Source organism: Chryseobacterium sp. NFX27, assembly GCF_049887855.1.
Classification (GTDB): Bacteria; Bacteroidota; Bacteroidia; order Flavobacteriales; family Weeksellaceae; genus Chryseobacterium.
In genome coordinates this window covers 270071-291899 of sequence record NZ_JAGEKK010000002.1, presented here as the reverse complement: position 1 = coordinate 291899, position 21829 = coordinate 270071, and the positions used below count along the sequence as shown (strand labels likewise).

Annotated in this window: 18 protein-coding genes and 1 riboswitch; of the genes, 6 read left to right on the top strand and 12 right to left on the bottom strand. The window is 37.0% G+C overall.

All coding sequences use genetic code 11. The features are described 5' to 3' along the window. Positions 1-211: 211 nt before the first annotated feature. The gene (locus J4Q03_RS03915) at positions 212-652 is read right to left on the bottom strand and encodes an Lrp/AsnC family transcriptional regulator (RefSeq protein ID WP_426046899.1); all 441 of its coding nucleotides are present in this window, start codon (positions 650-652) and stop codon (positions 212-214) included. 103 nt (positions 653-755) lie between these two features. Here J4Q03_RS03915 and J4Q03_RS03910 point away from each other — a divergent pair, with 103 nt between their 5' ends. Then, a complete protein-coding gene (locus tag J4Q03_RS03910; RefSeq protein WP_426046898.1) occupies positions 756-1220 on the top strand; it encodes a carboxymuconolactone decarboxylase family protein in 465 nt (154 codons plus the stop codon). A 51-nt stretch (positions 1221-1271) separates the two neighbouring features. On the opposite strand, the gene J4Q03_RS03905 is transcribed toward J4Q03_RS03910, so the two are convergent. Beyond that, positions 1272-1733: an Lrp/AsnC family transcriptional regulator gene (locus tag J4Q03_RS03905; RefSeq protein WP_116013801.1), complete on the bottom strand. Its 462-nt coding sequence runs from the start codon at positions 1731-1733 to the stop codon at positions 1272-1274. Between the two features lie 154 nt (positions 1734-1887). Continuing rightward, positions 1888-2071, top strand: a riboswitch (cobalamin riboswitch). A 399-nt stretch (positions 2072-2470) separates the two neighbouring features. Between J4Q03_RS03905 and metE the strand changes: the two genes are divergently transcribed. Beyond that, complete coding sequence (metE, locus tag J4Q03_RS03900; RefSeq protein ID WP_426046897.1) at positions 2471-4804, top strand: 5-methyltetrahydropteroyltriglutamate--homocysteine S-methyltransferase; 2334 nt, start codon at positions 2471-2473, stop codon at positions 4802-4804. Between the two features lie 51 nt (positions 4805-4855). On the opposite strand, the gene J4Q03_RS03895 is transcribed toward metE, so the two are convergent. After that, positions 4856-5857: an NADP-dependent oxidoreductase gene (locus tag J4Q03_RS03895; RefSeq protein ID WP_426046896.1), complete on the bottom strand. Its 1002-nt coding sequence runs from the start codon at positions 5855-5857 to the stop codon at positions 4856-4858. Positions 5858-6097: 240 nt separating this feature from the next. On the opposite strand from J4Q03_RS03895, the gene J4Q03_RS03890 reads away from it, so the two are divergent. The 3 genes from J4Q03_RS03890 to J4Q03_RS03880 all read left to right on the top strand — a co-directional run bounded on the left by J4Q03_RS03890 (position 6098) and on the right by J4Q03_RS03880 (position 8286). Next, positions 6098-6514, top strand: coding sequence for a winged helix-turn-helix transcriptional regulator (locus tag J4Q03_RS03890; RefSeq protein WP_426046895.1), 417 nt, complete (start codon positions 6098-6100; stop codon positions 6512-6514). A 97-nt stretch (positions 6515-6611) separates the two neighbouring features. Then, positions 6612-7250 carry a hypothetical protein gene (locus tag J4Q03_RS03885; protein WP_426046894.1) on the top strand — a complete coding sequence of 213 codons (639 nt, stop codon included), beginning with the start codon at positions 6612-6614 and terminating at the stop codon, positions 7248-7250. A gap of 589 nt (positions 7251-7839) precedes the next feature. Next, positions 7840-8286: a KTSC domain-containing protein gene (locus J4Q03_RS03880; protein WP_426046893.1), complete on the top strand. Its 447-nt coding sequence runs from the start codon at positions 7840-7842 to the stop codon at positions 8284-8286. A 258-nt stretch (positions 8287-8544) separates the two neighbouring features. On the opposite strand, the gene J4Q03_RS03875 is transcribed toward J4Q03_RS03880, so the two are convergent. After that, on the bottom strand, positions 8545-9492 hold the full coding sequence (locus J4Q03_RS03875) for an NADP-dependent oxidoreductase (RefSeq protein WP_426046892.1): 948 nt from the start codon (positions 9490-9492) through the stop codon (positions 8545-8547). 130 nt (positions 9493-9622) lie between these two features. On the opposite strand from J4Q03_RS03875, the gene J4Q03_RS03870 reads away from it, so the two are divergent. Next, positions 9623-9970: a winged helix-turn-helix transcriptional regulator gene (locus J4Q03_RS03870; RefSeq protein WP_426046891.1), complete on the top strand. Its 348-nt coding sequence runs from the start codon at positions 9623-9625 to the stop codon at positions 9968-9970. 77 nt (positions 9971-10047) lie between these two features. Here the strand turns inward: J4Q03_RS03870 and J4Q03_RS03865 are convergent, their stop codons facing one another. From J4Q03_RS03865 to J4Q03_RS03830, 8 genes are all read right to left on the bottom strand, one after another. After that, positions 10048-13236 carry an efflux RND transporter permease subunit gene (locus tag J4Q03_RS03865; RefSeq protein WP_426046890.1) on the bottom strand — a complete coding sequence of 1063 codons (3189 nt, stop codon included), beginning with the start codon at positions 13234-13236 and terminating at the stop codon, positions 10048-10050. Positions 13237-13242: 6 nt separating this feature from the next. Next, a complete protein-coding gene (locus J4Q03_RS03860) occupies positions 13243-14304 on the bottom strand; it encodes an efflux RND transporter periplasmic adaptor subunit (RefSeq protein WP_426046889.1) in 1062 nt (353 codons plus the stop codon). Positions 14305-14310: 6 nt separating this feature from the next. Next, positions 14311-15663, bottom strand: coding sequence for a TolC family protein (locus tag J4Q03_RS03855; RefSeq protein ID WP_426046888.1), 1353 nt, complete (start codon positions 15661-15663; stop codon positions 14311-14313). 97 nt (positions 15664-15760) lie between these two features. After that, positions 15761-16354, bottom strand: coding sequence for a TetR/AcrR family transcriptional regulator (locus J4Q03_RS03850; protein ID WP_426046887.1), 594 nt, complete (start codon positions 16352-16354; stop codon positions 15761-15763). 346 nt (positions 16355-16700) lie between these two features. Next, entirely contained in the window at positions 16701-17525 is an 825-nt protein-coding gene (locus tag J4Q03_RS03845) for a CvfB family protein (protein ID WP_426046886.1), read from the bottom strand. 221 nt (positions 17526-17746) lie between these two features. Then, positions 17747-18874 carry a cytochrome-c peroxidase gene (locus tag J4Q03_RS03840; protein WP_426046885.1) on the bottom strand — a complete coding sequence of 376 codons (1128 nt, stop codon included), beginning with the start codon at positions 18872-18874 and terminating at the stop codon, positions 17747-17749. Between the two features lie 6 nt (positions 18875-18880). Continuing rightward, a complete protein-coding gene (locus J4Q03_RS03835; protein WP_426046884.1) occupies positions 18881-20452 on the bottom strand; it encodes a DUF6850 family outer membrane beta-barrel protein in 1572 nt (523 codons plus the stop codon). Positions 20453-20458: 6 nt separating this feature from the next. Continuing rightward, positions 20459-21826, bottom strand: a complete 1368-nt coding sequence (locus tag J4Q03_RS03830; RefSeq protein ID WP_426046883.1) for a DUF4876 domain-containing protein — start codon at positions 21824-21826, stop codon at positions 20459-20461. Between the last annotated feature and the right edge of the window lie 3 nt (positions 21827-21829).

The window sequence follows — 21829 nt, the reverse complement described above, 5'->3', positions numbered from 1 at the left end:
ATAATCCAGCCAGGATCAGTAAAGTAAAAATAAAAAAAACAAAGCCCGAATCCATAGATATTAATTTATACCAAAACTATTATTTTAAAATTTAAAAACATCATAAGATCTCTAAATTAAACTCAGGATCAGAATATTTCCGAATAAAGCCTACAATAAAATATGAAAAAATTAGTATTTACACTTTCATTGGCTCTTTCTGCAATGGTTTTTAGGACAGAAAATGGTTCGCTTTTATTTCAGACAGCTGAACCGATGTAGAAGGAATTCCAAATTTTATCAGCCTGTCAATAATATTTTCGAGGTGGGAACTGTCTTTTAAAACACACTCAGCAATGAGGCAGTATTCACCTGTGATCCTTTTACAGCTGATGATCTCCGGAAACATTTTCAGGTGATCGATAAATATTTTAAACTCATCATTTTTAAACTTCAGATGAATAATAACTTTCAGGCTGTATCCGAGAAGGCCATAATCAATATCTACTGTAAAACTTTTGATAACACCGGTGTCGGTAAGGTTCTGCACCCTCTCTTTTGTGGCAGACTGAGAAAGGGAAATTTTGCGGCCTATTTCGGCATAACTCAACCTGGAATTTTCAGTCAGCAACTTCAAAATTTTATGATCAAATTCGTCTAAAACTATTTTCATTGTATTTCTTATTTAAATCCGTAGAAACAATCAAAATTATAAAATTTTACCCTTAAATTCATTTTAAATTTATACACAATACACAGAAATTTGTCATAAAAAAATGACAACAATCGAATTTTCAGACCATGGAAGTACACCATTTGAAAAACTTATCGGCCACAACCCAGAAATATTACACCACTGGAACAGACTTGAAGAGACTTTCTTTAAAAATACAAGTTTAGACCCTGACCTGCTGGAACAGGTTCGAAGAACACTTGCATTTGGCAATGGCTGTGAATACTGTATGGTAAAAGGCGGAAGACCCGATTTCAACCAGTCAGATCTTAAAATTTCTGTGGCGGTAAGCTTCGCAGAGCTGTTCTATAAAGATCACCGTTCCATACTCAAAAATCATTTCAGCATGTTGAGAGAATTCTTTTCCGAAAAAGAAATTTCGGAGCTCTGCACGTTTATCAGTTTTATCAGCGCTTCCCAGAAATTGGGAAAAATATTTAATCTGACAGAAGAATATCAAAAAAATGCAGTGGTGGAAATGGAACAATTGAATTTATATAAAGATTGAAAAATTGAATGATTTAAAATCAGCATTCGTTTTCGGGTGCTGATTTTGTTTTTAAATACTTACCCCATGAATATTTTTAACCTCGGCCATCACAAAAGTACTATGTGCACTTCCGATGGAGTCTAATGAACCCAGCTTATTGAATACAAAATCCTGGTAATGTTTCATGTCTCTTACCTGAACTTTAAGGAGAAAATCGAAATCTCCTGAAATATTATAGCATTCGGCAATTTCATCAATCTGTAGAATATCTTCCACAAACTGATTTCCTACGGAACGGTCATGAATTTTAAGTTTAATCTGGCAAAAAACAGTAAATCCCCGGTTCAGTTTTTCTGCTTCAAGAACCGCTGCATAATGCTTGATATATCCCTCCTGCTCCAGTCTTTTCATCCGTTCAAAAACAGGTGAAGGAGAAAGATTTACTTCTTTTGCAATCTCTTTTACAGTCAGTTTAGCATTCTTTTGCAGGATCCTGAGCAATTGAAGATCCCTATCGTCAAGTCTTTCCACAGAATAATATTCTTTTTGAGGTTATGTTTTTCAAATTTACAGAATTTTCAACTTCAAAACCGGTATTAAACCAAATTATATTCTGAATTTATAATGCCAAGCCAATCAATTCACTTTAATCAATACCTTTGATACAGATTTTGTTCTTTAACATCCTTCATCAAACAGAAGAGGTTTTACATAACGTAGATTAATAGGGAATCGTGTGAGAATCACGAGCTGTCGCGCAACTGTAAGTAACACATCAAAAGTTTTTATCAGGGAATATCCACTGCAACAGCGGGAAGGATGATAAAACCGTTACAAGCCAGGAGACCTGCCTGTTCTGAATTGACAATGCTTTCGCGGACTGAAGCTTTTAAGTCATACAGATGATACTTTGAACGTATTGGGTTTAAAATTTAAATTGATTTGATTTTAAACGCAAAGATTTTTTTATGATGACTTCTTATTTTAAGGAGCAAAGAACTGCAACTTTGTCACTGATGAAGCTTATGGGTAAAACTTCCGCTTCAGCAATTCAATGTATTGATTAAGTCTTTGTCCTCTTAGAATATAAAGTATGTTGAAGTAAAACTTTGCGTCAAAAAATAAATATTTAAGCCAACTCTCTTATTTGAAGAAAAATTACGTCCTAATTGTATCTCTTCTATTTCTAAAAATCACTTTCTTCGGCGGCATTGTGAAGCATCTCTAAGAACTTTACATTATTATTTAATTAAAAGTTAAAAAGAAAAATGCAAACACACCTACTTGGCTATCCGCGTATTGGTAGCAACAGAGAACTCAAAAAAGCCTGCGAACAGTATTGGTCAGGCAAAGCAACACTAAATGAACTCCTGGCAACCGGGAAAAACATCAGCCTTCAAAACTGGAAAATTCAGCAGGAAGCAGGAATCGATCTTATTCCCTGCAACGATTTTTCTTATTATGATCAGGTTCTGGATATGACTCTGACTGTCGGGGCCATTCCGGAGCGCTACAAAGAGATTGCTTCAAGAGCCTCCGGTTCCGAACTTGATCTGTATTTTGCAATGGCAAGAGGCTATCAGAAAGACGGTCTCGACATTACCGCCATGGAAATGACAAAATGGTTTGACACCAATTACCATTACATTGTTCCTGAATTTCAGAAGAACCAACAGTTCGGATTATTCTCCAAAAAGATCATCAGTGAATTCATCAGTGCAAAAGAAGCCGGAATAAATGCCAAGCCTGTGATCTTAGGTCCTCTTACCTATCTTCTTCTTGGAAAAGAAAAAGAAGAAGGTTTTGACAAGCTCGATCTGATAGAAAACCTGCTTCCGGTATACATTGAGATTTTAAAAGAGCTGGAAAACCACGGAGCCACCTGGATTCAGTTTGACGAACCGTTTTTAGGCCTGGATCTCACCGGAAAAGCAAAAGAAATCTACCAGTCTGCTTATGCTGAAATCAGAAAACAGTTCCCGGATCTTATCTTTATTCTTGCTACTTATTTTGAAGGTTTAAAAGACAATCTTTCATTGGCGGCTTCACTTCCTGCGGATGTTCTGCATATTGATCTTGTACGCTGTCCTGAACAGCTGGATGAGGTTTTAAATACCATTCCACAAACTTTAAGCTTATCCTTAGGTATTGTAGACGGAAGAAACATCTGGAAAAATGATTTTGAAAGATCTTTAAGCTTCATCGAAAAAGCAGTACATGCAATTGGTTCAGAAAGAGTTTTTATAGCCCCTTCCTGTTCACTCCTCCACTCACCTTTTGACTTGGATCTTGAGACCAATGAAAAGACATTATCTCCTGAAATTAAGCAGTGGATGGCTTTTGCCAAACAAAAAGTTGATGAAGTTGTTGCCTTGAAAAAGCTGGCATCCGGAAAAGCAGATTATCAGGCTTTACAGCAGTATGCCGAAAATAAAAAAGCAATTGACACCCGCAAAATCTCAGCGTTGATCCATAACCAGGAAGTAAAAGACCGCGTAGATGTAACAACTGTAGATGATGCCAGGAGAAACAGTCCATTCAGCATAAGGAAAGAGGAACAGCAAAAAGTTTTGCAGCTTCCTCTCTTTCCAACAACAACTATCGGCTCTTTTCCTCAAACTAAGGAAGTAAGAGCATGGAGATCAAAATTTAAAAAAGGTGAACTGACTGCCGGGCAATATGATGATCTTCTTAAGAAAGAGACAGAAAGAACGATCCGCTGGCAGGAAGAAATCGGCATTGATGTTTTAGTTCACGGAGAATTTGAGCGTAATGATATGGTGGAATATTTCGGGGAACAGCTTTCAGGGTTTGCTTTTACCCAAAACGGATGGGTGCAGAGCTACGGAAGCCGCTGTGTAAAGCCTCCGGTGATCTATGGTGATGTGCACCGACCGCAGCCGATGACTGTTTACTGGTCCCAATATGCTCAGTCTTTAACTCAAAAATGGGTAAAAGGAATGCTTACAGGTCCTGTGACGATTCTTCAATGGTCTTTCGTGCGTGACGACCAGCCCCGTTCTTTGACTTGTAAACAGATTGCACTGGCCATTCGTGATGAGGTAAATGATTTGGAAAAAGCAGGAATCAGAATTATTCAGATTGATGAGCCGGCGATTCGAGAAGGCCTTCCGCTGAGAACATCTGACTGGCAAAATTATCTGAAATGGGCGGTTGAGGCCTTTAGAATTTCAGCAAGCGGTGTTGAAGATGCAACGCAGATCCATACGCATATGTGTTATTCTGAATTCAATGACATCATCCAGAATATTGCCGATATGGACGCCGATGTAATTACGATAGAATGTTCCAGAAGCCAGATGGAACTGCTGAATGCTTTTGCAGATTTCAAATATCCGAATGAGATAGGTCCGGGCGTTTACGATATTCATTCGCCGAGAGTTCCGTCAAAAGAAGAAATGGTTGAATTGCTGAAAAAAGCACAAGCTGTTATTCCCGCTCAGCAGCTTTGGGTAAACCCTGACTGTGGATTGAAAACCCGCCATTGGGATGAAACTGAAAAGGCATTGATTGCGATGGTAGAAGCAGCAAAAGAAGCAGCAAAAGCTTTTGATAAAGAAGAGAATTTAGCTAATCAATAGTATTGGGGCAGGAGTTTCTAAGCTCCTGCTTTTTTTGTTTTGGTCAAATATTTATAGCATTTTTATCACTACTTTTCCTTTTGCATGGCCACTTTCTACATATTTCACCGCTTCATTAGTGTTTCCGAATGAAAAAACTTTGTCGATAACAGGTTTTATCTCTCCGGTTTCTATCAGCTTTGTAATTTCTGCTAACTGCTTTCCGTCAGCTTTCATGAAAAGAAAGGAGTAATTACTATTTTGCTTATCCGCGATTCTTCTGACTTTACGGCTCAACAATTTTGCAGCCAATTTTACGTACCAGGGCATATTAAATTCATTGGCAAATAAAGGAGTTGGCGGACCGGAAATTGAAATAATTTTCCCCTCTGGCTTCAGGATATTGAATGATTTTTCCAGAGTTTTACTGTCCTGACTGTTCAGTACAACATCATAATCAGTCAGAATATCTTCAAAATTCTGTGTTTTATAATCGATCAGCACGTCTGCGCCAAGGTTCTTTAGGAGTTCAAAAATTTTTTCACTGGCCGTAGTAGCAACCGTTGCCCCTAAATACTTTGCCAGCTGTATAGCAAAAGTTCCGACACCACCGGAGCCGGCCTGAATAAAAACTTTCTGCCCGGACTGAACATTAGATTTTTCAACCAAAGCCTGCCAGGCCGTTAAACCCACCAACGGAATTGATGCTGCTTCTTCCATCGTCAGATTTTTAGGTTTTAAAGCAATATCTTTTTCATTAACAGAAATAAATTCCGCGAAAGTCCCAATATGAAAATCTGCTGCCCTTGCATAAATCTTATCCCCTGCTTTAAAGCTTTTTACTTTTGAGCCTACTTTTGTGATGACTCCTGCAACATCGTGACCTAAAATCAACGGCATTTTATAAGGTAAAATCAGTTTAAACTCACCGCTTTTTATTTTAGAATCCAGGAGATTGACACTTGCAGCGTAAATCTGAACCAAAACTTCATTTTCTCCGACGGCCGGTTCGGGTAGATCTATCAACTGCAGCTCACTGTCTTTTTTGTAACGGCTAATACTAAATGCTTTCATGCTTTAAGTTTTTATTTTAGAATCTGTTCTGCTTTCTTTGAATTTATAAATTTTTAGAAGACATTTTTTAACACTTCTTTCTGCGGTCATTTCTGTGATTACTGGCTAAGTGTTAAAAAGAACATTCTCCATTGTATTTTAAAATTTAATTCACTAAATTCGCTTGCATTTTACAAGTACAAATCTATGCAATAACTTTTAAATTGCAAGTTATTTTTTTTTAAATTATTGATTTATTTTATGCCAGCTTCAAAAAAAAGATCAGACTGCCCTATCAGTTGCTCACTGGATATCTGGGGAGACAAATGGTCACTGCTTATTATAAGAGACCTTCTGTATGCCCAACAGTGCACTTATGGAGATTTCCTGAAATCTGAAGAAAAAATAGCCACCAATATTCTGGCTTCCCGCCTTCTTATGCTGGAAGAAAACAAGCTTATCATCAAACTGGAGCACCCGGAAAGTAAGGCTAAAGTATTATATAAACTTACCAAAAAAGGTATTGAACTGCTCCCTATCCTCATTGAAATTAGTCTTTGGTCCGAAAAATATTCTGACATTCCGGACGACAAGAAACTGATGTTAAAAGAAGTAAAAAAGGATAAAGAGGTTTTTATAAATAAACATATTAAAGAGCTGAGTAAGGGAATACGGTAAATGTGATGAACAAAGTAAATACTCAATGTTCTAAAATTACCTGACTAAATTATTATGCTAAATATAATATATTTGTTAAATGACTGTCGAAGACTTCGTGAAAAATTTCTATCAGGAAAAACAAAACATTCTCAATTCAAGTTTTGACCATCAATCAAAATACAGAACTCTTGTTTCCACCAAAATTGAAGAATTGCATTTAGATGATATTGAAACTGAAAAATTAAAAAAGATTATTTCCTATCTTTTAGATGATACTTTATACTCCATCCTACTTGGTTTGGATGGTTCTGCAAGTATTGGAGATTCGCAAGAGACTTTTAAAATATATGATGAAGAAGATAATTTAATTTCTGAAGGTGGAGATCTGGGAGGTCATGCTTACGAATATTTTCACGAAAATAAATTAGAAACTGGAAATTCTAAATGTGATTTTATTGCACAAATTCATTTTAAAAATGAGAATGAAGGCGGAAGAACACATTATGTAAAAAGTAATTACAGATCACAGTTAGTTTTCAATTTTGATGATTATCAAACATCTGCCCGCCAAATTTATATTGGGACAGATCATGTTTTCCCCGGAGATATGGTGAATGCCGAGATTGATATTTTATCTCAGGAATATTTTCACAAAAAATTAAAAGCAGGAATAGGTTTCAAGCTATATGAAGGTTCACACTTAATTGGAACAGGAAAAGTTATTAAAATTGTAAATCCAAAACTTCAAGAATAATATGCGATTTCTGTTTTTTTTTCTATTCATTTCAACTTCAATATTTGGACAGTCAAATAATGATTTAAAAATCAGGCTAAAAAATTATATCTATCTAGACAGTATTAATGTTTTTTCTAAAGATTATCCAACCAAAATTATTGAGGGCTCCGGTTTTATTACAAATAAAAACAACAAAAATATAGGTTCAATCGGTTTTTCAATTAAAGTAACAAAAGATATCAATAACAGAATAATCCGTGTTTTAAAATCTAAATCTGATCATTATGAGAATTATGATAAGAAGCCTCAAAAAAGTATTATCAGTAAAATCACAATCTACTTTGATGAGTTTCAACAACCGGATTTAGCGAAATACCTTTCAGAAACTTTTATATCTGGTTCATTAGTAACAACAAAAACCCTCTTCTTTGATTTAAAAGACAATAATGATGATAGTTATGAGTTTCGTCAAATTAAAGATTTGCTAAACACAGTCAAAAAGGAAATAAAACAACTTTTTTCAGCTACCAAACAAATTAATAATCAAAAACTTACAGTTTCTCAATTTAAAAGCTTAATTTTGCACCCCGAAATAAGGATCATACATATGAAAAGAGTTGGTGAGCACAGAAAGCTTCTTGGGGTCGATAAAAACGTTACGTTGAAAGAACTAAAGACCATTTACAGAAATACGATGAAAGATTCGCATCCTGATAAATTTGCCAATGACGAAGCCGGGAAACTGGAAGCAGAAGAAAAGAGCAAATCTGTGATTGAAGCTTACCACTTTCTGGTAAGTATCAATGAGGAAACACAGGAAAAATATAAAGAGGAATATACAGAAACCATCACAAAATCTAATATCCAGGATTTTTATCTGGAGAAAGCGGTTTTAAAAATTCAGCATCTGAACGGAATGATGTATGAATACATTGGAGTTCCAAGAAATACGTATATCAAAATGGTTAACTCCGATTCGCCAAGCCGTTTTGCAAGAAGACACATTTACGGAAGTTTTATCTACAGAAAAGCCGGTGAGGTAATGGCAGATTAATTTTCTACTTATAAGATAAGTAAAGGCTTCCAGATTATTCTGGAAGCCTTTTTTAATGAGTAAAGAAACTGAATGATCATCTTTTGAGATGGATACTTTCGTTTTTTTTGACGCAAAGGATTCATTATTATATTTTATAGAAAGGATGCAAAGATGGAATCAATCAGAGATTGATTTGATTAAGGAAACGTAAAGCGCATCAGAAATCTAATGCGCTTTAATTAATCAAGATCCGGAGTCCGGAAAAGGTTCTTTCGTTTATAGGGTGACTACAATTTTACCTACTACCCTTTTTGTTTCCATTTCCAAGTGGGCATTAGCCATTTCCTCAAATGGAAAAATCCGATGGATATGAGGAATTAAAGACTTATTCTCAAGTAAATCTGCAATGACCTGGATTGTTTCTCTTTTAGAAGCCACCATCATGAATTCAAGATTTACATTCTGCTTTTCTGCTTTATCCTGAATGTTTTGAGGAATTTCAGGCGAAGGTAATGTCACGATAACACCTCCCGGCTTTACCACATCAATTGATTTCAGCAGTGTTTCTCCCTGAATGGTATCGATAATAATATCGATATCATTGACCATATTCAGACTGTCTTTTTGGGTATAGTCAATATGCTCATCCGCCCCGATGGACAGAACAAAGTTTTTATTATTTGCAGAGGAAGTTCCTATCACATAAGCTCCAAAATATTTAGCAATCTGTACCGCAAAATGACCAACTCCTCCTGAGGCAGCATGAATCAGAACCCTGTCGTTTTTCTTAATTTTAGCAACATCCACTAAGGCCTGATAAGCTGTTACCGCCGCTAAAGTAGCTGCTGCAGCCTCTTCAAATGTATGATTTTCTGGAATCAGAGCCAGATGGCTTTCGGGAGCAGCTGTATATTCTGAATAAGCTTTTCCGTTCCCGAAAAAATTGACCATTCCAAAAACCCTGTCCCCAACTTTAAAACCGGTTACTTCTTCTCCTATTTCGCTCACTTCACCTGCAATATCCCAGCCTAAGATCACCGGTCTTTCATCACCATATATCCAATTAAGAACATGATCATAGGCTCTGGCATTTACATCAACCGGATTGATACTTATTGCTTTTACCTGTACCAATACTTCAGTAGTTTTTATTTGCGGTTTTTCCGTATCAGTCAACTGCAGCTTATCAACACCTCCGGCTTCATTTAAAATAATTGTTTTCATTATATTTTTACTTTAAGTTTAAAACAAAAGTAAATTAATGCTATATTAGAGACAAGTATGCACTTTTTTGTACTCTACATACTAAAAGTATACTAATACTGATTATCAAAGTATTAATTTTAATAAAATCATGAAAAAATATCTAAAAGACGAACCTTCCTGCCCTGTAGACTATGCATTTAAAAGAATTGGTGGAAAATATAAAGGTAGAATATTGTGGTATCTGCATGTAAAGACGATCATGCGTTACGGTGAATTACGAAAAACGATCTCCGATATCACTCCGAAAATGCTTACCCAGACTTTGCGTGAGCTGGAAGATGACAGCCTTATCAGCAGAAAAGTCTATCATGAAGTTCCCCCAAAGGTAGAATATTCTTTAACTGATGTGGGCCGGCAGCTCATTCCTTTCATTGACTATTTAAGGATATGGGGAAATGAACAAATGGAAAAACAAAAAGCAAAGCAGAAAGTGTAACGAGTACCTATATTATTATAAAATTAAAAGCGCATCAGAAATCTGATGCGCTTTTAGGTTAATTAAGGTTAAATATCTTAGTCTATGTGTTTAGGAGTAAATCCGTCTTCACTTAATTCTTTGTGTACATAGTCGGCTTTCATTTCAGCTTCGTAGTCTACTTTTTCATGTTTACCCATTCTTCTTAGAATTGAATCAAATAAAGAATACACTACCGGTACAATGATCAGCGTCAGGAATAATGATGATGTTAAACCACCAATAATAACCCATGCCAGTCCGTTGTTCATCTCCGCTCCTGCTCCTTTTGCAATCGCAATCGGGATCATACCGAAGATCATTGCAATTGTTGTCATTAAGATCGGACGAAGACGTGCGTGGTTCGCCTGAATCAAAGCATCATGGGTACTTGCTCCTGCCTCTTTCCTCATATTCGCAAAGTCGACAATCATAATTGCGTTCTTTGCTACCAGACCAATCAACATGATCATCCCCAGCATCGTAAAGATGTTTAATGAATTGGCGGTGATGGCAAGAATAACCATTACCCCGATCAATGCCAGAGGAATAGAGAACAATACCACGAACGGATATACGAATGAGTCATACAATGAAACCATTACCAGATAAACCAATACGATAGCCGCCATCAATGCAATTCCTAAGGTACCGAAACCTTCAGTCTGGTTTTCCATATCACCACTCCAAATATAGCTTACTCCCGCCGGTTTGGTCTTTTCGTTCTCCATAAACTGAGCAGCCCATTCGTTGGCAACATCTCCTACAGGACGACCTACCACTTTAGATTTTACCTTTACAGAAGGTGATTTGTCTCTACGTTCCAATAAACTCGGTCCTGAACCCATTTTTACATCTGCAAACTGACTCAGTCTGATCTGCTCACCCTGAGGGTTTGTAAACATCAGGTTTCTTACATCATCAATAGATTGTCTGTTGGCATCACCAAAACGGATGTTGATGTCATATTCATATTCTCCGGCTCTGAATTTCCCGTCTGTATTTCCACTGAATGCCGTCTGCATCGTTTGTCCTACACTGGAAAGATTTAAGCCTAAAGATGCCATTTTATCTCTGTCGATATTCACCTGAACTTCCGGATTTCCAGAGTCAGTGGACAATTCTGCATCTACAGAACCTGGTACTTTTTTAAGCAATTCAAGAATTCTGTTGGCTTCTTTATTGGCTGTTTCGTTATCCTGAGCGGTTACTACCATTTCAATTGGTGCGTTATCTGCTCCCATCAATCCGATTGGTGCTGTTTTAAATTCAACTCCTGTGAATTTTTCTTCCAACGCTCTCTTGATTTTGGCAGACTTGATATCTGTACTTTCATTACGTTCAGATTTATCTACTAAAATCACCTGAATCTCTGACTGATACAAAGTAGCCTGAGCTCCACCAAATCCTGATGACTGCTGACCAACCGTGGTGATCATATCTACAACATCTTTATCATTTCTAAGGTATCTTTCAACCGCTAAAGTAATCTGATTGGTTTTTTCTACGGAAGCATCTTTTGGCAATTCCATCTGAACAAGGAACTGTCCTCTGTCCATTTTAGGGAAGAATTCACCACCAATAAATCCGAAAGCCACCAACATGAATGAAGAAATCAGGATAATGAAGGTTACAACCACTGTCATAATTCTTCTTAATGTTGTTTTCAACGCCCACTCCAGAATTCCTGTGATCCAGTGAGTGAATTTTTCCAATTGCTTTTCAAACCAAAGGATAAATTTCTCAAAAGGATTTTTACCTGTCAAATGCACCAGTTTACCATATCTTGAAGATAACCAAGGAATGATGGTAAATGAAGCTAATAACGAGAATAATGTGGCAATAACCACGGTGACGCAGAACTGCGCTAAGATATCAGACACCAATCCTGAACTCATCGCGATTGGTAAGAATACCACCACGATTACCAGGGTAATAGCCGTTACCGTAAACCCAATTTCTGAAGCTCCATCGTACGCTGCACGAATTCTGCTTTTCCCCATTTCCATGTGACGGTAAACGTTCTCCAAAACTACAATCGCATCATCCACAAGGATACCAACCACCAATGAAAGTCCTAATAAACTCATCAGGTTCAGGGTATAGCCCATCAGATACATTCCGATTACCGTTGCAATCAATGACATCGGGATAGAAACCATTACGATGAATGCGTTTCTGATGTTGTGAAGGAACAATAACATTACTACCGCTACCAGGATAATCGCTAAGAATAAGTCGAAAATTACATGGTCTGCAGCTTCAAGCGTAAAGTCTGTGGTATCATCTACAATATTTATTTTAATTGCCTGCGTTTTATAGTTGTTCTGAACATCAGCAATTGTTTTCTGAATGGCTTCTGAAACGGAAACCGCATTGGCATCAGACTGTTTTTTAACCTGAAGTAAAATCGTGGAATTCTGATTGTATCTTGCCACTTTCTCCACATCTTTCTGTGTATCGAAAACGGTGGCAATATCAGACAAACGTACCTGAGCTCCGTCTTTATTGGAAACTACAAGGTTGTTCATCTCATCTACACTTTTATACTTTCCGGAAAGTCTGATCGTAGATCTTGAAGTTCTCGTCTTCAAAGCTCCCGTCGGGAAATCCAGGTTGGAGGAAAGAATGGCCTGCTGTACATCTGCAATAGCAATACCATATCCCTGCATTTTCTTTTCATCTAAATTTACCTGAATTTCTCTCTCCTGCCCACCTACCAGGTCAACCTGAGCGACACCGTTTACACGGGAAAAAATAGGTTCTATTTTTTTATCTAAAAGGTCGTATAGATCTTTATTATTCAGCTTATCACTGGAAATACTCAGCGTCATGATCGGGAGATCATCCAGTGAGAACTTTTGCAAAGAAGGGGGATCTGCATCATCCGGAAGATCTGCCAAAATAGCATTTACCTTTCTCTGTGCATCATTCAAAGCATAATTTACATCGGCACCGGTATTCAGCTGAACCATAATAACCGATAAACTTTCATAAGATGAAGATTCTACTTTTTTTACGTTTTCCAGGGAACCCACGGCATCTTCAATTTTCCGGGTTACCGAAGTTTCCACCTCAGCAGGCGAAGCTCCCGGATATACCGTAGAAATGGTTACCATATTGGTTTCAAACTTCGGAATCAACTCGTACCCCATCATGGAGTAACTTAATAAACCACCCAATGTAAGTATCGTAAACAATACGATAACAAGGGACGGCCTTTTAATGGATATTTCTGCTAACTTCATCTTCTGTTACTTTACGATATTGATTTTCGAACCGTTATCAAGGTTGATTTGTCCGCTGGTAATTACCTGTTCACCGCCATTCAGTCCGCTTAAGATCTGAACTTTATCACCATACACTTTTCCTGTTTGTACTTTGATCAGTTTAGCAGTTCCGTTGCTTACGATAAATAACTGCCCTGAGCTTACTCCGTTTACAAAAGCTTGTGCAGGAACGGTCAGCATATTCTGAGTTTCAGCACCATGATTGGTTTTAAATAAAGCTGTTGCGTACATACCTGCTTTCAGGTTTCCTTTATTCTGAACTTCAATTTCAACCGGGAAATTTAAAGAAGCATCACTTTTAGGAGCAATGAAGGTAATTCTTCCGCTGAAAGACTCTCCAGGTAAAACATTTACATTAATTGGAACTTCCTGGCCCAACTGGATTCTTCCAACCTGGCTTTCGTCCACTAATACAGAAAGTTTCAAGCTGTTGATATTTACGATTTCAAACATGGAAGTTCCTACAGAAACCACGGTTCCCGGTTCTACCATCTTTTTATTGATCGTTCCGCTGATCCCCGCACGGATGCTGGTATCATTTACTCTTACTCCCTGTGCTCTTACGGCTGCCTGGGCATTTTTCAGCTGCAGTCTTGAGTTGTCAACCTGCTGTTTGGTAACTCCTCCGGTTTTGAAGGCATTTTCGTAACGTTGGTTATCAATAATCGCGTTCTGCAAATTATTCTGAGCCTGAGAAACATCCACTTCGATTGCGTCTTTTTTTATCACTGCCAAAGTCTGTCCTGCAGAAACTCTTGATCCTTCTTTTACCAGAACACTTACGATACGTCCTGCAATTTCGGAAGACTGATTCATTTCCTGCTTTGGAATGAATGTTCCGTTGGCTGTATAATCTGTGTCGATATTTTCTCTTGCAACAGTAACAACATTTACGTTGATTTTATCTACCTGCTTGGCAACTTCTTTTACTTCCTGCGTCTGTTTTTCTTTATTATCTGCAATCTTGTAAGCTGCCAGACCTATCAGGACAGCTGCTACGATGATATATATTAAGGTTTTTTTCATAGTTTATTACGGGTTTTGTAGTGTGTTTAATTCTCCTTTAGCCTTGATTAATTTTATTTCCGCCTGTTTGTAATCTAGTAAAGCATTTGCATAGTTCTGTTTTGCCTGGGTAAGAGCATTTTCAGCGTCTAAAACCTCTGTAAGCGTTGCCAAACCATACTGATAATTGGCCTGGGTATTTTTCTGAACTCTTTCTGCAAGCCCTACATTATCTTTCATGCTTTCGATATTGATTAATGCATTTTCCATATTGGTAATTGCATTTTTATAATCTAAACTTAAGCTCAGCTGAGTATTCTGGATATCTAAATCTAAATCCTGAATATCAATTTCTGCCTGATTGATTTTGGCTTTGGTAGCTCCTCCGGTGAAAATCGGAACATTAATATTCAAACCAATTGCTGAATAATCACTCCAAAGAACTCCATTATTAATCCCGTTGGTAAGAGGGAATTTTGCTCCCTGGCCACCCCAACCGTAATTGGCAACCAAACTCACTGTAGGATATAAATAAGCTTCCGTAGCTTTTTTGTTAAACTGAAGAAGTTCTCTGTTTTTGTTTAAAACTTTGATTTCTGTACGGTCATCCAGGTTTACAGTGCTTGCTACCAATTCAGGTCTTGGCTCAATTGTTTTTTCTTCAAGCTCAATATCTGTAGAAATGGGAACTCCCATGTAAAATTTCAAAGCATTTTTTGAAAGCTCTACCGAGTTGATTAATGTCTGCTTGTTTGAACCAATATTGGTCAGCTGAACGTTGGTACGATCTAAATCAATGGCTTTTGCCAACCCGTTATCAACCAGGCTCTTGATTACATTTCTCGTTTTTTCCGTATTAGCGTAGCTGGCTTCAACCGTTTTAAGATTCTCTTCCTGAACAAAAACCTGATAATACGCTGTTGCTACATTTTCAATGATCTGTTCATTCGTTAACTGAGCATTTAAAACATAAAATTCTCTTGTTGATTTTGCCGCTTTAAGACCGGTAAAAACTCTTTGGTCAAATATTGCCTGCTGAAGCTGTACAGAAGCTGTTGAGCTCCATGGCTGTCCCAGCTGTGCTCTGATTCTCTCCCCACCGAATTCAAGCAAAGATTCCTGAATAACCGGATTGTAAGTTAAACCTGCCGTGGCACTTATCTGAGGTAAAGCTCCGGCTCTGGCCTCATCAATTTTATATTCAGCTTTTCTGATCTGTAATGCTGCTTTTTTGGCTTCTGCCTTATTTTGCAGGGCCTGCTTGATGGCTTCCTGTAAAGAAACCTGCTGCTGGGCAGATACGGATGAAAAACCGAAAATCATAAATGCTGCAGCTATCCCAATTTTTAGCTTATTAGCAGTTATACGTTTTCTTTTCATAATTATATACTTCGTTTATTTTTTTAATGTAATTTTTCTCGTCAATGTTTTTTATTTCTAAAGGACGAATCATTTCTTAAAATACTTTAACATTTTTTTAATTTTTGAAAAGCATGTTGATAATGATCTCTTTTCTTTCGGAAATAATTTTGTCATATTCTTCATCACTAATCATCAGATTCTCCATAAATAAAGGTCTTATGGCACTTGGAAACACAAGTAATGAAACCATATTCAGAATAAACTGAACGGGAGCCATTTTTTCAATATTTCCCAGTTCCATTTCTTTTTCAATGTCTTTATAAAGAGTTTCCAGTACATCTTCTTCTATTTCTCTCTGGTGACAGTTCCCTTTGTTGATCTGTGAAACGATGTAAGTTTCCAGGTATGGGTACTGAAGACTTGTAGAAAGACTGCCTTCTATAAACTTGCTGATCTTCACCTTAAAAGGCAGATCTGCGTTCTGAATAATCTTAGATTTCTCCTGTTCCACCCGTTGAGCTTCATCAAAAATGATCTGAATAAGATTATCCCTTGAACGGAAATAATAATTGATCAGTGTTCTGTTCACTCCGGCTTCATCTGCAATTTCCTGGGTAGTAGCGTCAAACTTCCCTTTCACAAAGAATAAATTCTTCGCTGTCTCTTTTATTAATTCCTGTGTTTGGTCTTTTTTTGCTTGATTTGACATTATTGTTAAACAATTTTGTGCAAATGTAAATCAAATTTTATTTTTGACAAAATTGTTAAACAAATTAATTAAACAAATTTGTCATGATTTACATCATGTTTTTTGAATGTTCATACTATTCAATCATAGCATGCGTTCAAAATATCAAAAACTATTTTATTTATCGCAAAGGCAAGCAAGTAGATTTCTCATTGTGTATAAAGGAAAACAAGGACATTCATTCAGCAAGGCAATACAAAATAGACTTTGCTCCGCCTGTGAAAAATTGGAGAAAGAACGTACAGCAGGACGTTCTGGGAATAGGGATAAATACAAAAACGGGCAGAAGATTCTGCCCGTTTTATTTTTATAATAATTTTATTTTGTCTTCTGAAATATCGACGATCTTATCTTTATACAATCCGCCGAGTGCTTTTTTAAAGTTCTTTTTACTCATCTGAAGTTCATCTTTAATCTCTTCAGGAGAAGATTTGTCTGACAAATAGAGAAGTCCGTAGTTTTCTTCCAGCTTGTCAAGAATCTTCTGTTTGAATTCATCTATATTCTCGAAACCTTCCGGCTGAAGGGAAACATCAATCTTACCGTCTTCACGGATAGCTTTAATATAGCCGCTTTCTTCCGATAAAGGATACAGCTTTTTGAATACGTCTGATGCATAAACAAGACCGATATATTTTTTATTGATCACCACATTCCAGCCTAACTCGCTTTCATTCATCATGAGAAGATCTACCTTTTCACCTTTTTCGAAGGGAAGGTCTTGATATTGTGGATTTCTTTTGAATTTTGTAGTTCCGGTAATCAGATCAAGGTCTTCATCCACATATAAATGGACGAGATATCTTTTTCCTTCAATAATTTTGGATTTCTGCTGTTTGTAAGGGATAAAAAGATCTTTTATAATTCCCCAATCCATAAACGCTCCGCTCGGAAGACTCTGCACACAGCTCATTACGGCATACTCTCCTACTTCAGCCAATGGAATTTCAGTGGTTGCTTTTAATTTACCGTCATCCTGATAAACAAAAACTTCAACATCATCACCAATTTCTTTTTCATCGCTGGTGAAAACCTTAGGCAAGAAAGCCTTCTCACCTGATTCGTCCGCCAGGATCCATCCTGAATAGTTTTTTTCTGAAATTTTTAAAGTCTGGGTTTTTCCGAGTTGCATTGAATATAAAATTAGCCACAAAGGTACGGAAAATTGAAGATTTAAACTATGTATCTTATTTTCATGTGCTCCTTCTGATATTCTGTAGCATTGAATTTTCAAGTTAATACCTTCACAGGATGCAGCTGCTGAAGTTTTTTCAGAAACTTTAATTTCCCGGTATTTTTTTATTCCTATTTTCTTAATTATAAAAAAGAGAAGCAAAAAATGCTTCTCTTTATCTATTTTGGCATCTGTGGCGCTCTCATTTTGTATTGATAACTGTGCAGCGTTTTCAGAAAATGTTCAAGGTCCGTGAGTTCAGTATCGGTAAGGTTCAGTTTTTCCAGCATACCTGACTTTTTGGGAGCCAGCGGACTGTCTCTGTTTCTTTTTTCATTGGGCATACCCGCATTGTACATATTCAGGACTCCTCTGATATTAGGAAACAATCCGTTGTGCATATAAGGTGCCGTTTGCGAAACTTCCCTTAAAGTAGGCGTTTTAAATTTTCCTACATCTTCATTTTTCTTACTGATATTATAAAGCCCAAGATCTTCATATTCTCTTCCGAAATAAGTAAGTCCAATATTATGAAACTTCTGATCCGAGAAGTAAGGTGTATTGTGGCAGTTGATACAGTTTGCCTTTGTTCTGAACAAATGAAGTCCATTAATTTCTGAATCTGTCAGCACATCCTTTTCTCCACCGATAAATCTGTCGAATTTCGATTTAGGACTGATGATCGTTCTTTCGAAAGTAGCAATAGCTTTAACGATATTTTCTTCTGTAATTTTATCGTCACCGAAAGCTTTTTGGAAATGTTCTTTATAGCCTTTAATTCTGGAAATAGTTTTTACGGCTAATCTTGAATGGAAATTCATTTCTACAGGATTTTCTATCGGAGCTTTTGCCTGTTCTTCCAAAGTTGCCGCTCTACCATCCCAGAAATATTTTTTGGCATAAATGATATTAAGAACGGTAGGTGCATTCCTGGTTCCCAATTGTCTGTCATGTCCATAAGCTACTCTTCTTCCGTCTGCCCAGGCTAATTCAGGATCATGGCAATTGGCGCATGAAATCTGTCCAGATTTGGAAAGCCTCGGATCAAAGAAAAGAATCTTTCCTAGTTCTTCCTTATCCTTGGAATAAGGATTCTCTTTAGGATACTCAGGTTTAGTCAGTGAACCTATATCTATAAACCCGTCTTTTGCTTCATCAAACAAATGCGGTTTCGGCCACAGATCCTGATTCCCGCTTCCATAAAGGTCTCTCAGTTCCTGTTGGGTGTATCCTTTCTGAATATTTCCAAAGTCAGAAAAGGAATAAATAGCAAATAATACTGCAGATAACGACAAAAGATACTTCATAATTTTCTAATAAAACAGGGATATTCCCGCATTGAAATACAGGTTCGGGTTTCCGTTATATTCCGTATTCTCTTCTAATCTATTATTCAGTGCGAACAATGTTGCAAAATTAGTAAATATTTTCAGGTCTGTCCTGGAAGTTACCTTCTGATAAAACTGAAGTCCGAACTGAGGTCCCATTTTTGAAGTGCTGTCGAACTCGTGGTCATTTCTAATCACATTGTCATAGAGCAAAGTATTGGAAGATGCCGCTGTGTAATCAAGACTTGTGCTCAAAGGAAAATAGGATCGTGCTCCTACTTCCAGATTTACCTTCTGTTTATCCGTAAAGAAAATATCTTTGTTGAATCTCAGGTTAAGGTTCAGGCTTTTTACATATTTATTAGTAGCTCCTAGAAGATCTATGGCAGAAAAATTACTGTAAACAGCCTCAAGCGTTGTTCCCAGCTTTATTTTTTCTCCGTCTCTCAAAAGAAAATGATTTGCCATTGCAACCTTATCCAGTGTCATTCTATAATTTTGTCCAAACTCTGAATTATTATAATTATCTCCGGTAATGCTCTGAAAGTTGACATTAGACATAAAATCCATCCTTTCACCTTTATACCAGTAGTTCGCATCAGTCCGGTAATTGATAAGCCTGTACTTCATTTTCTCCAGACTTTCATCAAAATAGGTAGATCCGCTTGTCTGATTTCTTTTTTCTCCATCATTTCCAAAAAGATCCTGCATTTTTTTACTGTAGGAAAAATTAATATTAAAGAAATTTCTCTTATTTTCAAATGCATATCCTCCTCCAAAATTACGGTCTATGGTTCTGTAGCTATAATCCGTATACGCAGGGAAATAGATCAGTCTGCCATAGCCATTGGAGAATCTTACATAATATTCAGGGTTAGCAGGTGCGTTAACTGATTCATTAACGGCTATAAGATCGTACGTTTCTGATCTTCTTCCCAAACCTCCAAAAACTGAAAGCTGATGCTTTCCTAAACGGTAACCTGCAAATAATTTCCCTGAATAATCTGCTGTATTAATATCCGGTCTCGGATCAGATTTCCTATATGAACTTTGGTTTTTATAATCAATAACAGCTCCAATCTCAAGACCTTTCCAAGGATTATAGGATAAACCTCCCTGCACACGGTAGTTTTGTGTTTCCCATTTTGCCTTTTTAGGAACGAAGAGATAATTTGGATTCAGGACAAACTGATCTTCGGTTCTACCATTAGTCAGATTATAACCTAGATCATCTTCTATAACAAACTGATAATCAAAACTTCCCAAAAGTCTTAATTTTTCAGAAATATTATATATCCCCTGGGTTCTAAAAGCAAATTCATTAGATTTCTCTGCAGTCTGTACTCTTTTTAGATTCAGATCTTTTATGGTTGCGCTGAGTTCTGTCTCTGTAAAATCCGAGAATTTTTGTTTTGAAAACTGAATTGGGTTTTCCCAGATTCTACCCAATTGATTATAATAGATCTGGTTTCTCGGGATAAAAATGCTGTCTTGCAGCTGTGCCGAAACACAACTGAATGACAGTATGGGTATTATATATAAAATTTTAAATCTCATTACTTTTTATTGCTGGAAACCTCTTGGGTCTGCCTTTTGTTTTACAAAATCGTTTGCCGAATTGTTGGTATCCGTCAAAACTTTTCTTTTACCTCCATTAGGAAGATCAACTAATTCTTTTGTCTTTCTGATCACGGCCTGGGAATTGAAAGAAGCATCGCAAGCAACAGAAGAAGCGTCGGTAGAAGCACTCAGCATTTTCGGTCTCTGGGAGTTTGGATTATAATGCTGAAGATCTACCCCATCGATAATAATACTATTTGGAATCTGTTTAAAGTATCTGGTATTGGAACTAACAGTAAGTACAGACGGGTCAGAATAGTCAGGCAGCGCATTAAAATCATCCGTTCTAAAAATGATGAAGCTGTCTCTTCCTAAATTATCCATAATGAAATCGTTATTCGGGCTCCAATATCCCTGTCTTCCCCAATAGGCAATCTGAACATCCGGCACAGCAGGATTTTGAATATCATATTTGTAAACAGGTTCTCCAATGGAAAGATTGAAATTTCCAAGATATACTTCGAAATTGGAAGTACTTAAATCCACGGTTAAAGCAGGATTCTGTACCGTTATAGGCGTTCCTGTATTATCTACCAATGGAGCTTTATGATTAACTCCGTTCTGAGCAATGACGATACTTTCTCCCGGAAAGATCGGGTACTGTGTTCCATTTCCGGGAATCCTAAATACATAGTCTGCATACACATAATCTGTATTAGCTGCGTTTCCGGCAGTCATTCCAAGAGATTTGCTCCAGTCAAACTGTCCGTTAGCTTGGGAATAGGCATTATTGGTTGCTGTATTGGTTTTACCATAAAGTTGCCCTATGTATAAGCCATCAGCATAGATCACTCCATTGGAATTGTTATAGATCTCAATAAACTGATCTCTGAATCCTGCACCCTGTGTGGTATGTGAACCGGCATATGAAATCTGCTTGATTAATAGGTCTCCAATCCTTGCTCCGCTTAATTCAATAGAAGTTTTCTGAATATTGGCGTTGATAATAGCATTTTCCTGTACTCCGTTGAAACTGATTTCTGCAGCTGGTGCCTGGTATCCAAATGTAGTGTTAAATTCACTGGCAATCATTTTTTTAGATACAGTGATCTTATAGATTCCCGGAATCACATTTTGAAAATTTGCAAAACCATTGGCGTCTGTATTTAAAGTATAGGTATCCCCGGAATTATTGTTAACCATTACTACTGTTGCATTTTTTGAATACTTCCCTCCATAATTGGAATCATATTTTACTTCAACCTGATAGCTTACCGGCTGCAGGGTACTTCCATTTCCGTTTCCGAAATCATCATCTCTGCAGGAAACCAGCATTAGCATAATTGTTAAAAAACTCAATAATTGTTTCATAAG

What these genes read in the sequence shown, in the direction of transcription:
- J4Q03_RS03915 (WP_426046899.1), bottom strand. Translation starts at nt 652, where the DNA reads ATGAAAATAGTTTTAGACGAATTTGATCATAAAATTTTGAAGTTGCTG.
- J4Q03_RS03910 (WP_426046898.1), top strand. Translation starts at nt 756, where the DNA reads ATGACAACAATCGAATTTTCAGACCATGGAAGTACACCATTTGAAAAA.
- metE (WP_426046897.1), top strand. Translation starts at nt 2,471, where the DNA reads ATGCAAACACACCTACTTGGCTATCCGCGTATTGGTAGCAACAGAGAA.
- J4Q03_RS03895 (WP_426046896.1), bottom strand. Translation starts at nt 5,857, where the DNA reads ATGAAAGCATTTAGTATTAGCCGTTACAAAAAAGACAGTGAGCTGCAG.
- J4Q03_RS03890 (WP_426046895.1), top strand. Translation starts at nt 6,098, where the DNA reads ATGCCAGCTTCAAAAAAAAGATCAGACTGCCCTATCAGTTGCTCACTG.
- J4Q03_RS03880 (WP_426046893.1), top strand. Translation starts at nt 7,840, where the DNA reads ATGAAAAGAGTTGGTGAGCACAGAAAGCTTCTTGGGGTCGATAAAAAC.
- J4Q03_RS03875 (WP_426046892.1), bottom strand. Translation starts at nt 9,492, where the DNA reads ATGAAAACAATTATTTTAAATGAAGCCGGAGGTGTTGATAAGCTGCAG.
- J4Q03_RS03870 (WP_426046891.1), top strand. Translation starts at nt 9,623, where the DNA reads ATGAAAAAATATCTAAAAGACGAACCTTCCTGCCCTGTAGACTATGCA.
- J4Q03_RS03865 (WP_426046890.1), bottom strand. Translation starts at nt 13,236, where the DNA reads ATGAAGTTAGCAGAAATATCCATTAAAAGGCCGTCCCTTGTTATCGTA.
- J4Q03_RS03860 (WP_426046889.1), bottom strand. Translation starts at nt 14,304, where the DNA reads ATGAAAAAAACCTTAATATATATCATCGTAGCAGCTGTCCTGATAGGT.
- J4Q03_RS03855 (WP_426046888.1), bottom strand. Translation starts at nt 15,663, where the DNA reads ATGAAAAGAAAACGTATAACTGCTAATAAGCTAAAAATTGGGATAGCT.
- J4Q03_RS03850 (WP_426046887.1), bottom strand. Translation starts at nt 16,354, where the DNA reads ATGTCAAATCAAGCAAAAAAAGACCAAACACAGGAATTAATAAAAGAG.
- J4Q03_RS03845 (WP_426046886.1), bottom strand. Translation starts at nt 17,525, where the DNA reads ATGCAACTCGGAAAAACCCAGACTTTAAAAATTTCAGAAAAAAACTAT.
- J4Q03_RS03840 (WP_426046885.1), bottom strand. Translation starts at nt 18,874, where the DNA reads ATGAAGTATCTTTTGTCGTTATCTGCAGTATTATTTGCTATTTATTCC.
- J4Q03_RS03835 (WP_426046884.1), bottom strand. Translation starts at nt 20,452, where the DNA reads ATGAGATTTAAAATTTTATATATAATACCCATACTGTCATTCAGTTGT.
- J4Q03_RS03830 (WP_426046883.1), bottom strand. Translation starts at nt 21,826, where the DNA reads ATGAAACAATTATTGAGTTTTTTAACAATTATGCTAATGCTGGTTTCC.